This is a genomic window from Mucilaginibacter metallidurans, from assembly GCF_003286435.2.
Taxonomy (GTDB): domain Bacteria; phylum Bacteroidota; class Bacteroidia; order Sphingobacteriales; family Sphingobacteriaceae; genus Mucilaginibacter; species Mucilaginibacter gossypii.
In genome coordinates this window covers 1,527,178-1,540,748 of sequence record NZ_CP043449.1, presented here as the reverse complement: position 1 = coordinate 1,540,748, position 13,571 = coordinate 1,527,178, and the positions used below count along the sequence as shown (strand labels likewise).

Here is a 13,571-nt window from a genome sequence, read left to right as displayed (position 1 = left end):
GGTCTTTTTTTATTACATATACAGCAATTGAACAAACACGAATAATCAACCTATTAGTTTTAAGCTTACGTATTCTGCTTTTAACTTTATAATGCCTCCCGGTTTTTTCTTAAAGTTTGAGGGCAAAGGCTTTTCAGACTAAATGTCAAAACCTTTGAAAGCTTTTGACGCATCCCATCATGATCATATAATTAAATCAAAAAAAAATCCACCTGCTATTGCTAACAGGTGGATGGGGATATAATTAAAACAATAAACTCTTAAGCCAAATTGCGCCCGGCATTTACAATACCGTAAACCGTACGGATCACCAGCTTGTTATAAACATCATTAAGCTCGGTATCCTTTTCATAATTGATACATTGCAGGGCGTAGTGCTGAATGATCACCAGCGGTAATACTATTTTTTCGCGAATAGCGATAGAACGACGTTCAACCGGATATTCTTCCATCAGTACGGTGCTGCCGGTTAGTTCAAGAAGCATTTCGCGGGTAAGAATAAACTCATCGCGAAGCATTTTCCAGAAGGCGCCAAATTTTTCATCCTGTTCCAGGTACGCTGTAACCCTAAAGTCTGACTTCGACATCGACATCATACAGTTATCCAGCATAGTTTTAAAGAAGCCTGATGTTTGGTAAAGCTCTTTAATCTCGTCCCAGCCACCGGTTTCTTTAACCTGTTTAAGTGCTGTACCCACACCATAAAAACCGGGGATACTTTGCTTTAACTGGCTCCATGAAGTTACAAAACTGATAGCCCTAAGATCTTCCAGTTTTAATTGGGCCCCAGCATTACGCTTGGTTGGGCGGCTGCTGATATTAATCCTTGACAATAATTTCAGCGGACTGAATTTTTCGAGGTATTCAACAAACAGCGGATGTGCGCGCAGATCGATAAACAGCTTGTAGCTTACATCGGCCATTTGCTGAATGAGTTCCTTATGACGGTTATCCAGCAGATCGTTACGGTTAGGGTGCAATGCTGAGATAATACCTGCGTTGATCAGTTGCTCCATATTAAATTGGGCAGTTTCAACCGAACCATATTGCGAACTAACGGTTTGCCCCTGTATAGTTAACTGGATATGCTCGTTAGCAATCTCTTTACCCATCGATGCATAGAAACGGTGTGTTTTACCACCACCGCGGGCAGGCGGCCCTCCCCTACCATCAAAAAACGCCAGCTGGATTCCGTATTTGCGGGCCATCGCGGTAAGCTCAACTTTAGCTTTATATATCGACCAGTTAGCCATCAGGTAACCGCCATCCTTAGTACTATCCGAAAAGCCAAGCATAATAGTTTGCTGGCTCCCCCTGTTTTTCAGGTGCTCGGCATAAAACGGATGGGTATATAATTGTTCCATGATGCTTGCAGCATGTTCCAGATCGTTCACGGTTTCAAACAGCGGCATAAAATCGATACTTAAGCTGTCTTTTTTCCACCCACTCCATAAAAACAGGTTAATCAACTGCAAAATATCCGAAGCGCGCTGACAGTTACTGATAATGAAACGCTGGCACGCCCTTTCACCATTACCCTGTTGAATTTGCTTAACCAACCTGATGGTATCCAGTGTATCGTGGATCATAGCATCTTTTTCCTCTTTAGGACAAACAAAATCGGCCTCTTTAAAAGTGATGCTCTTTATTTTATCTTCTTCGCTTAGTTCCGAATAACCTTCCGCTACGCCTGTGTCAATATTTTGGGTTCCATATTCAAACACCTTACGTAAAATACGGCTATCCTGCCTGATATCAAGTGTTGCAAAATAACATCCAAAAAGGCGTACCTTCTGGATCATATCCTCAACAATATTCACGAACAAACCATCGTGGTCGCGAAGGATAACTTCTTTTATAGAAAGCAGCAGCTCCAATAGTTCGCCTTGAAGATCAACCGGGGTTAACTGTTCATTAGCGTTTTTATAAAACAGCGTTTCCAGTTTAGTCATGGCTTCCTCAACACCGCGGAAAGTAATTCGGCGTTTAAGTACCCTGAAATCGCGGTAGTAACACCTGAACAGGCGCTGCCTTAAAAAGCTGGCAACTTCTTTAGTGGTTTGAGTTGTTACGTTAGGATTACCATCACGGTCGCCACCCGGCCAAAAACCCAGCTCCAATATCTGGCGGCTTGCAGCGTCAATATCAAACTCCTCTTCCAGTTTTGACTGGATCCCAGATACGGCATGATAAAATATATTTTCCAGGAACCAGGAAAGGCTGATAGCCTCATCAACCGGTGTCGGCGATGTTTTATTAAAGAATGGCGTTTTACCTAATTGCTGCAGCAATACATCAATATTATTGATATCGTTGGTTTTTACAGCTTCAATTAAATCCGTCATGATGCCAAGCACCGTACCTGGATAAAACTGCGTAGGGTGAGCAGTAAGCACCAGGCGTAACGAAAAATCTTTTAATTTTTCACTGATATCCTGCCGGCTTTCATCACTGATGGCTGCATGCTGCAACAAGCTTTGCAGGGTACCACTGTCATCAAACTTACCTATTTTATTAAATGACGAATCTTCAATGGCGTCAAATAAAACTACCTGCCGTTCAATGTACTGAATAAACCTGAACATGCGGTTAATCTGCTCGCGATGATCGATATCCGGTACATACTTTTCAAAAAACGACTCGATAATATCTGTCGGCGAATCATGGGTGATAGCGCCTTTCTCACAATGTGAACTAAAAAACGGTAATAAGATCCCTGTATCCTTTACCTGGTAAAACGGAAGTGTTTGAAACAAACTGTTATATAACTCAAATCGGGTAACAACCTCGTTATTGAAGGCTGCTTCTCTTTGGCTGAGTTTTAACGTTGGCGACATAGTAAAAAATTAAATTGAGGTAAAATTGATTGGTTTAGCTTTTGGCCTTTTCCGGGGGGTGAATTTACTGATCTTTAATTTAATTTCATCAAAAAGCAAATATTTATTAACACAAATCTTCAATTAATGCCATTTTTATCAAAAACAGATGCATAAATTAAAATTATGTAAATTTGAAACGTCATTTTAGGCCAATAAATTATATTTAATAAAAACAGGCTGAACAAACAAAATTGCTTATAATAGTTCTGTTATTTACAAAGCTACTGCTACCATGTCTATAAACACCAGGGAAATAAAAAGTTTCTTTTACAGTCAATATTTTTCTGATGGGATCCGCATTTGTATAGGCATTTTATTGCCCTCACTGCTCCTAATGCAGTTTGATAAGTTTGATCTGGGCCTTACACTTTCACTGGGTGCACTGTGTATCTGCGTTATAGATACTCCCGGCCCGGTGTCGCACAAGCGTAATGCTATGGCGGCCGGTAACCTGTGTTTGTTTTTGGTTGCTGCTATTACCGGTTTTGCCCGGCTCAATGTATTTACGCTTGGCTTCGAGATCACCTTCTTCGCTTTTTTGTTTTCCATGTTTACAGTTTATGGCAACAGGGCAGCATCCGTAGGCACTTCATCGTTACTGATCATGATCTTTATGATGGATAAGGCACTGGCAGCTCCCGAGGTATTGGGTTACAGTGCAACTATCTTAGCGGGTGGCGTTTGGTATATGATCTTCAGTTTATTGTTTTTCGGTATCCGCCCTTACCGCGCGGCACAGCAGGCCCTTGGCGAAAATGTTACCGATATAGCTCGTTTTTTACGCATCAAAGCCGATTTTTATTTGTCGGATACCGATATTGATGAAAACTACCGCAAGCTGGTTTCCAAACAGATCCAGGTGAGCCAGCACCAGGATGCCGTGCGCGAACTGCTTTTTAAAAGCCGCATCATGGCCCGCGAATCAACAGCACCAAGCAGAATCCTGGTGCTTACTTTTGTGGACCTTGTTGATATTTACGAACAGATCATGGCCACACACTATGATTACAGCCACATTCGTGAAAAATTTAAAGACACTGGTGTACTTACCGAAATAGCCCGTATTATCCATAACATGGCCGATGAGCTTGATGATATAGCCTACATTATATTATCAAATACCCGTCGCCGCCATCTCACCGATTTTAATATCGAACTGGAAAAACTAAAAATAAAAATTGACTCCATCGGAAAAAACAACCAGGAAACCAGCAATCTGGTGCTTAAAAAGGTGCTGGTAAACCTGCGTTCACTTAGCGAGGGGATCAACAATATCTATAAGTACTACAGTTCAAAAGCCGCCGAATCATTAAACGAGCCCAAGGGTGATGTAGAGTATTCGGCTTTTGTTACCCACCAGGATTTTGCACCGCATATTTTCTTCGACAACTTTACGCTGGCATCCGGCGCATTCAAACATGCCCTGCGTGTAGCATTGGTATGTTTGATAGGCTTTATCACGGCTAAATTAGTATCATTAGGCCATCACAGCTATTGGGTACTGCTTACCATCATTGTAATATTGAAGCCTGGGTTCAGTCTTTCAAAACAACGAAACTACCAGCGTTTAATAGGCACTATTGGCGGTGGTGTTATTGGTATAGCCATACTTACCTTTATCCCTAACGTCACCGTGCAGTTTATTTTCCTGGTGATTTTTATGATGGGTGCCTACAGCTTTCAACGCCTTAATTATGTAGTGAGCGTAATTTTCATGACGCCTTATGTACTTATATTGTTCAAGTTCCTGGGCGTTGGATTGCTCAATGTAGCCCAGGAAAGAATTTTGGATACCGTCATAGGCTCAACTATCGCGTTGGTGGCCAGTTACCTGATATTCCCTACCTGGGAATTTGAACAGATCCAGGAAGCACTTAGGGATGTGTTAGTGGCCAACATCAATTACCTGGTTACCATTGCCGAGAGCATATCGGGTAAAATGATCAGTATTACCAGCTACAAACTGGCGCGTAAAGAGGTTTATGTAAAATCGGCCAACCTTTCGGCCGCATTTGAGCGCATGACATCAGAACCTAAAAGCAAACAGCGCAAAATTAAGGATGTACATAAATTTGTGGTGCTTAACCATATCCTTTCCTCGTACATCGCTACCATTGCATCGGCACAAAGCAAAAAGGAAATCCCGGTTGCACACCCTGAAGCCATGAAGCTCATCAAAAAAAGTATAACCGTTTTGAACGATACCGGTCAAAAATTACATGCTGAAAATATTGAATTTAATATAGGTAAAATTCCACCTGTTAACCCCGAAGCCCAGAAGCCAGTACCCCAGCCCGAAGATGCTTTGATGAAAGAACAATTGGGTTTTATCAATAAAATCAGCTACGATATAGCTAAGATTACCGACAGCATCCTCATTGAACCATGATTTTTAGGATTTAAGGATGGATAAGATTGACTTTGTTGGGTAATCTTCCCGATTCGAAAAATCCTGTTAATCTTCTAATCCTAAAAATCACGGCACAGCAATATGTTTAAACCTATAAATTAAAATATTTCCAAATACAAAAAATACCCGGTTATGGGGATAAGTTCATAATGATTTTTCCCTACTTTAGCCGTTGATGATACCTGTTGTTTCAAAATTACCCCAAACCGGAACTACCATATTTACCGTCATGTCGGCCCTGGCCAGCGAGTTGGGTGCAATAAATCTATCGCAAGGTTTTGCTGATTATGACTGTTCACCCGAGCTGATAGCGCTTGTAAATAAGGCCATGAAAGAGGGTCATAATCAATATGCGCCCATGGCTGGTGTTATGGCTTTAAGAGAACGTATTGCCGAAAAAACCGAAAAACTTTACGGCGCGGTTTATAACCCCGAAACCGAGATCACCATCACTGCCGGTGGTACACAGGCCATTTTTACAGCTATAAGCGCTGTAATTCACCCCAACGATGAGGTGATCATATTCGAGCCGGCTTTTGATTGTTATGCCCCTGCCATAAAACTGATGGGCGGCGTTGTAAAATCGCTTGCCCTTGAGCCTCCTAATTACCGCATTGCATGGGACATGGTTAAGCGGTTGATCAACCAAAAAACAAAAATGATCATCCTTAACTCGCCTCATAATCCAACCGCAACCATTTTGCATAAGGAGGATATTGACGAGTTGAGCGCGCTGGTAAAAAACCAGGATATCCTGATCCTTAGCGATGAGGTATATGAACACCTGATTTATGATGGCGAAACCCACCACAGCATGGCCCGCTACCCTGATCTGCAGCAGCGCAGCTTCATCGTAGCATCGTTTGGCAAGCCTTTTCATGCTACGGGCTGGAAGGTGGGCTATTGCATGGCGCCTGCTTATTTGATGAATGAGTTCAGGAAAATTCACCAGTTTTTGGTATTCGCCGTAAACACTCCTATTCAGTATGCAATCGCCGAGCATTTAAAAAACGAAGAAAATTATCTTGGCCTGGCCGAATTTTTCAGGGAAAAACGCGACCACTTCAGAAAAGGCCTTGAACAAAGCCGTTTTAAGCTTTTGCCATGTTCAGGATCATACTTTCAGTCTGTAAGTTACCGCGCTATTACCGACGAAAAAGATGCCGACTTTTCTATCCGTGTGGCGAAGGAATTTGGGGTAGCGTCCATACCTGTTTCGGCCTTTTACAGCAAGGGGATTGATCACCATGTGTTAAGGTTTTGTTTCGCCAAAAGGCAAGAAACTTTAGATAAAGCCGTTGATAGGTTAATTCGAGTTTAATTTTTGGTTAATGGTCCATAGATCATGGATCATAGCCAGATCATAAGTTTGATTTTGGATCATGGTCTATAATTCATGGATCATAGCCAAATTGTATAAGTTTTATCCGTATGGATCAACCAACCATCATGCATTTTTGCCATGATCCATGATCCATCAACTATGAACCAAATATTATGGAGAATCTTAAAATTACTGTTTTTCAAGGCTACCTTTTTTGGGAAAATACCGATAAAAATCTTCAGAATATTACCCTCAGGTTATCGGGAGGGATCCGCGAAAAAACAGATCTCATCATACTGCCCGAGATGTTCAGTACGGGTTTTACCATGAACGCCGCCGAATTGGCTGAGCCTATGAATGGCAAAACCATGCAATGGATGGAAAAAATAGCCAAACAATATGATTGTGTGATAACCGGGACCATTATTATTAAAGAAGGTGGCAAGTACTACAACCGGTTAATCTGGATGCGCCCTGACGGCAGTCATGAACATTACGACAAACGTCACCTTTTTGCACTTGGCCAGGAACATAATACCTACACCGCCGGTACCAAAAAGCTTTTCGTTGAACTTAACGGCTGGAAAATTTGCCCGGTAATCTGTTATGACCTGCGTTTCCCGGTGTGGCTGCGTAATATAGAAGCCAATCCTTACGATCTGCTCATTGTGGTTGCTAACTGGCCCGAGCGCCGTGCCGCGCACTGGCGTACCCTGATACCTGCCCGTGCGGTTGAAAACCAGTCGTACGTCATAGCAGTTAACCGCGTAGGCCACGATGGAAACGAAATTTACCATAGCGGCGATTCCACCTGTATCGATCCTAACGGTAAGGTAGTTTACTATAAACGTGATGAAGAAGACCTTTACACTTTCAGTATCATAGGTGATGAGGTTGAAAAAGTGCGCCGTGCACTACCTTTTTTAAAAGATGCGGATGATTTTGAAATCAATATCTGAACCGGGATTTGGGGGGATTTTTAGGATTAACCGGATTTTCTTATTGTCACGCCCTGAAAAAAATTTACGATTTTGATAGATAATCCTATAGGCGATTGGCAATCTGATTGAAAATGAAATCCGGTTAATCCACAGAATCTCATAAATCCAGGTTCAGACAAAATCAAGGTTCCTCTACCATTAGTTTTCTTTCACTTCATACAAAATTCATAACCGTTTTGAATTTTTGTACTGTAGAATTGAAGAAGGAAACATGCGTACTATAAAATCCCTGCTATTTATATCACCGTTATTTTTTAGTTTATTAACACAAAAGGCCGAAGCACAAACAGATACGTTAAAGATCACTTTCCCTGATGCTGAAAAACAGTTCATTGAAAATAACCTAAGCCTGCTTGCCCAAAAGTATAATGTTGATGCCTCAAAGGCGCTCATTCAACAAGCCAAACTATGGGACAACCCTGTGTTAAGCACCGACCAGAATATCCATGACGGTAGCACCAATAAATTTTTCAACCACTCAAACGGAGGCGGACAAATATTTGTCCAGTTAAACCAGGTGTTTGCCACTGCCGGCAAACGCGGCAAACAGGTAAAAGTAGCCGAAGACGATGCTAAAGTTCAGGAAGCCGCCTTTAATGACTTGATGCGCAACCTGCGTTATAATCTGCAGCTTGATTTTAGCCAGTTAGGTTCCTTGAATGCGCAACAATTAGTTTATCAAAATGAAATTAAATCGGCCACTGAACTGGTTAATGCTATTCAAAAATCATTTGATGTAGGTAATACCTCAATGAAGGACCTCATCCGTTTGAAAGCCCTTTTGTTCGGTTTGCAAAATGATATGGTTGAAAATAACCGCCAGATCAACGATCTGCAAACAGAGCTTAAAACATTGTTGCAAACAAAGGAAACCACATTTGTTCAACCTGTCATAAATGACAAGCCGGTTGAAACTGTTGATCTTGATGTGCAATCGCTCATTAGCCAAGCCATGACCAACAGGCCCGATTATTTATCGAACCAGTATCAATTAAATTCGGCTACCCATAATCTTGTTTATCAAAAAGCCCTTGCCGTGCCTGACGTAACTTTAGGTGTATCATACGATCAAAACAGTAGTTATGCCCGTCATTACTATGGCTTACAAGTTGGTTTTCCGATACCGTTGTTTAACCGCAACCAGGGCAATATTAAGTCGGCACAATACAATATCAAAAGCCAGGAGAGCACCCTGAAACAAAATGAATTCCAGCTTAAAAATGATGTAGTTGCAGCTGTTAACCAGTATAAGCTAAACGTGCAGCTGTTCTCAACCCAGCAAATCGCCTTTAATGAACAGTACGATAAACTGTTTGGCGCAATGCTCAAGAGCTTCCAGCAGCGCCAGATAAGCCTTGTGGAGTTTGTAGACTTTTTTGACACCTATAAGGACACCAAATTAAAAATATTGCAACAACAATTCAACCTGCAAAAAGCAATTGCCGACCTCAATTTTGCTGTTGGCACTACCGTAATAAAATCCTGACTAACATTTTAAGACTTACTATGATGAAAAGAGAAACGCTGTTTTCCGGCATCTCAGCTTTGCTACTACTTGCCGCTTGCAAAGGCAAGACACCTCCTGCTGTTGAAAACAAACAGGTAACTGTTAGTGATTCAATGGCTAAAATTATCACAATCGATACTGCCAGGATCGCTACCATAAAAAATGAGCTTACACTTTCGGGCGAGGTATCATATGATGACAACACCGTTGTTAAAGTATTTCCTTTTTCAAGCGGGCAGGTGTTGGATGTAAAAGTTTCACTGGGCGATAAAGTGAGCAAAGGTCAAACTCTCGCCATTGTACGCAGCGCCGATGTTGCAGGTAATTATACCGACCTTAGCTCGTCAAAATCCGACCTTGCTATTTACAAACGTCAGCTTGAACAGGCCGAATACCTCTACAAAAACGGCATCTCAAGCGAGCGCGATTACACCGAGGCTAAAGAAAATTTCAACAAAGCCGAAGCTGCCTACAACAAAGTAAAAGAGCAGATTGCAATCAACGGCGGCGGTAATACCAGCCCCGGCGGTACATTGGTAATCAAAGCGCCTGAAAGCGGTTTTGTGGTTGAAAAAAATATTACAGCAGGCGGCTATATCCGTCCGGATAATAACAACAGCATGTTTACTATATCCAACATGAAAGATGTTTGGATTTGGGCCAACGTGTTTGAGTCAGACATTAGCCGTGTTAAAGTAGGTTATACAGCCAAAGTTACTACGATTGCCTACCCCGATAAAGTTTTTACCGGCAAGGTTGACGCCGTTAGTTCTGTGCTCGATCCGGACAACAAAGTATTGAAGATTAAAATCGTATTGCCCAACGATGGCATGCTGCTTAAGCCGGAGATGTTCACCAGTGTGGTAATAGCCAACAGTGAAAAAGCGCAGTCGGTTGCTATACCAGCAAAAGCCGTTGTTTATGACAACAGCAAAAACTTTGTAGTGGTTTATAACAGTAAAGACGATTTGAAGGTACGCCAGGTAGCGGTTATCAAAACCGTTGAAGACACCACCTATATATCGTCAGGTTTGCAAGCCGGTGATAAGATCATCTCAAAAAACCAGCTGCTTTTTTATGATGCCATTGCCGGCAACAACTAACAGGTGGGTAAACCAAAAATTGCCAGGTTTTAACCAGGGCATTTACGTTTTTAAAATACAAAGACTACAATGAACAAGTTCATCAAAAATATAATATACTTCTCGCTCAGGCACCGTTACTTTGTGTTTTTTATGACACTTGTATTGGTAGCATTGGGTGTGTGGAGTTACACCAACACCCCTATCGAGACTTTTCCCGACGTTACCAATACACAGATCATTATCATAGCCCAATGGCCGGGCCGCAGTGCCGAAGAGATGGAAAAAATGGTTACCATACCAATGGAAACCGTTTTAAACTCGGTGCAAAAAAAGGCTAACCTCCGTACCACATCGTCTTTTGGTTTATCATACATCCGTATTATTTTTGATGATGATGTTGATGATGCGTTTGCCCGCCAACAGGTATTAAGCCGACTTGGCAATGCCGATTTGCCCGATGGGGTTAAACCCGAGGTTGAACCGCCATACGGCCCAACAGGTGAAATTTTCCGTTACACTCTAAAAAGCCACACCAAATCTTTACATGACCTTACCGCTATACAGGATTGGGTGCTTGACCGCCAGTTTAAATCAATCCCCGGCGTAGCTGACGTGAACAGTTTTGGTGGCGAGGAAAAAACTTATGAAGTGAGTGTAAACCCTTCGCTGTTACAAAAATACGGTCTTACTTCACTTGATGTTTACACGGCCCTTAATCGTAGTAACATTAACGTAGGTGGTGATATCATCGAAAAAAACGACCAGGCTTATGTAGTACGTGGTATTGGCTTAATCAATAATATCGAAGAAATTCAGAATATTATTATCAAAAACGTTAATAACGTTCCGATTTTGGCCCGTGATATTGCCGAGATTAAAGAAGGCGGTTTACCGCGTTTAGGCCAGGTGGGCCGGGATAAAAACAACGACGTTATTGAAGGTATTGTGGTAATGCGTAAAGGTGAAAACCCTGCCGAGGTATTAAAGCTCATTAACCAGAAAGTTGTCGACCTCAACAAAAGCGTGTTACCTGCCGATGTAAAGATCTCCACCTTTTATGATCGTACCAACCTGATGGATTTTTGTACCGAAACGGTGATCCATAATTTATGCGAGGGTATCATATTGGTAACCGTTATAGTATTCTTGTTTATGGCCGATTGGCGCACAACGCTCATTGTTGCGATCATTATACCGCTGGCATTATTGTTTGCTTTCATCTGTTTACGATTAAAGGGAATGAGCGCCAACCTGCTCTCTATGGGTGCAGTCGATTTTGGTATCATCATAGATGGTGCGGTGGTGATGGTTGAAGGGATCTTTGTGGCGCTGGATCACCGGGCTAAGGAAGTAGGGATGCAAAAATTCAACGGGTTGGCTAAACTTGGCCTATTCAAAAATGTCGGCGCCGAGATGGGTAAAGCTATCTTCTTCTCCAAGCTTATCATCCTCACCTGCTTGGTACCAATTTTCGCTTTCCAAAAGGTTGAAGGCAAAATGTTCTCTCCGCTGGCTTACACTTTGGGTTTTGCTTTGCTTGGCGCATTAATCTTTACCCTTACGCTGGTACCAGCTTTGTCAAGCATCTTGCTTAACAAAGATGTAAGGGAAAAACATAACCCGGTAGTAATATTCTTTGAAAACGGTATCCGCCGTATGTTTAGTTACACATACCGTAATCAAAAGCTGAGCCTGATAGTAGCGGTAGCGTTTATGTCGGTTACCTTCTTTTCGGCTAAATTTTTAGGCTCGGAATTCCTTCCGCAGCTTAACGAGGGCGCCCTGTGGGTAACCGCGCAGCTGCCAATGAGTACATCGCTGGAAAGTTCGGTTAAGGTAACTGATAAAATGAGGCAGATCCTGTCAACCTTCCCCGAGGTTAAACAAACCCTGTCGCAAGTGGGCCGTACCAACGACGGAACCGACCCGAAAGGTTTCTTTAACGTACAGATCCAGGTTGACCTGCTGCCAAAAAAAGAATGGAAACGCAGCATCAGCCAGGAAGAGCTAATAGCCGAAATGGATAAAAAGCTGAGCCAGTTTCCGGGTATTGTATTTAACTATTCGCAGCCTATTATCGATAACGTAGCTGAGGCTGTTGCAGGTGTACCTGCATCTATGGCGGTAAAAATATTCGGGCCCGATTTCCAGGTGCTTGATCAGAAGGCCGACTCGGTAATGGCTGTGCTCAAGAAGATCCACGGTGTTGAAGATCTCGGGATCTTGCGCAACCTTGGTCAGCCGGAGTTCCGCATCGAGCTTGATCAGCGCAAGATGGCACTTTACGGAGTGTCTACTGCCGATGCCAACTCGGTTATTGAGATGGCCATAGGCGGTAAAGCGGCCTCACAGCTTTATGAAGGCGAACGTAAATTTGATATCCGGATCCGTTACCAAAAACAATTCAGGGATACTCAAAGCAAAATTGAGAACCTGATGGTACCTACATTAAACGGTTCAAAAATTGCGATTAAAGAGATTTCTAAAATCACCACACTAACTGGCCCCGCATTTATTTACCGGGACAATAACATGCGTTACATCGCTGTGAAATTCTCGGTGCGTGGCCGCGATTTAGGTAGCACCATAGCCGAAGCGCAGGAAAAAGTCGGCGCCGCCGTAAAACTTGACCAGGGATATTCATTTACCTGGAACGGTGAGTTTGAAAACCAGATCAGGGCATCAAATACGTTAGCGCACGTAGTGCCTGTGTGTTTACTGGTGATATTCCTGATCCTGTTCATCACCTTCGGTAACGCTAAAGATGCAGTGTTGGTTATCCTGAACGTGCCGTTTGCGTTGATAGGCGGTATTTTAGCATTACATATTACTAATACAAACTTTAGTATATCAGCAGGTATTGGTTTCATTGCCTTATTTGGTGTATGTATACAGAACGGTGTGATCCTGATCTCGGTGTTCAAGAAAAATATTGAAGAAAAAATGCACCTTGATGAGGCCATTATGCAAGGCGTGATATCACGTGTGCGCCCGGTAGTGATGACCGCGCTGATGGCTGCCATTGGTTTAATGCCGGCAGCTATCTCAACCGGTATTGGTTCGGAAACTCAGAAACCGTTGGCTATAGTAGTTATAGGTGGGCTTGTGACATCTACCATACTAACCTTATTGATATTACCTATTATTTACGCAATCGTGTACCGTTTAATACACCGTCGTGAAAACCGTAAACTGCTGAAAAAAGTAGGTATGATAAAAGGATAAAACTGAACACTAATTATTTCGAATTAAATCGAATTTCACGAATTAGTTATTCTAAAACAAATAGCGATGGGGATATGCCCGTCGCTATTTGTTTTTAGTGACCATTTATTACACTAATAATAAAATAGGGAACTTTCCTG

7 protein-coding genes are annotated in these 13,571 nt (G+C 42.3%); 6 read left to right on the top strand and 1 reads right to left on the bottom strand.

Annotation, left to right across the window (positions count from 1 at the left end; all coding sequences use genetic code 11):
• Window positions 1-260 precede the first annotated feature (260 nt).
• Complete coding sequence (locus DIU38_RS06845) at window positions 261-2,837, bottom strand: phosphoenolpyruvate carboxylase (RefSeq protein WP_091162599.1); 2,577 nt, start codon at window positions 2,835-2,837, stop codon at window positions 261-263.
• A 274-nt stretch (window positions 2,838-3,111) separates the two neighbouring features.
• Between DIU38_RS06845 and DIU38_RS06840 the strand changes: the two genes are divergently transcribed.
• The 6 genes from DIU38_RS06840 to DIU38_RS06815 all read left to right on the top strand — a co-directional run bounded on the left by DIU38_RS06840 (window position 3,112) and on the right by DIU38_RS06815 (window position 13,431).
• Window positions 3,112-5,268, top strand: coding sequence for an FUSC family membrane protein (locus tag DIU38_RS06840; RefSeq protein ID WP_112654370.1), 2,157 nt, complete (start codon window positions 3,112-3,114; stop codon window positions 5,266-5,268).
• Between the two features lie 196 nt (window positions 5,269-5,464).
• Complete coding sequence (locus DIU38_RS06835) at window positions 5,465-6,610, top strand: methionine aminotransferase (RefSeq protein WP_112654371.1); 1,146 nt, start codon at window positions 5,465-5,467, stop codon at window positions 6,608-6,610.
• Between the two features lie 176 nt (window positions 6,611-6,786).
• Window positions 6,787-7,572, top strand: coding sequence for a nitrilase family protein (locus tag DIU38_RS06830; protein WP_091162596.1), 786 nt, complete (start codon window positions 6,787-6,789; stop codon window positions 7,570-7,572).
• A gap of 253 nt (window positions 7,573-7,825) precedes the next feature.
• A complete protein-coding gene (locus DIU38_RS06825; RefSeq protein ID WP_112654372.1) occupies window positions 7,826-9,100 on the top strand; it encodes a TolC family protein in 1,275 nt (424 codons plus the stop codon).
• A 20-nt stretch (window positions 9,101-9,120) separates the two neighbouring features.
• Window positions 9,121-10,224 carry an efflux RND transporter periplasmic adaptor subunit gene (locus tag DIU38_RS06820; RefSeq protein WP_223266271.1) on the top strand — a complete coding sequence of 368 codons (1,104 nt, stop codon included), beginning with the start codon at window positions 9,121-9,123 and terminating at the stop codon, window positions 10,222-10,224.
• Between the two features lie 69 nt (window positions 10,225-10,293).
• On the top strand, window positions 10,294-13,431 hold the full coding sequence (locus tag DIU38_RS06815; RefSeq protein ID WP_112654373.1) for an efflux RND transporter permease subunit: 3,138 nt from the start codon (window positions 10,294-10,296) through the stop codon (window positions 13,429-13,431).
• The last annotated feature ends 140 nt before the right edge of the window (window positions 13,432-13,571 follow it).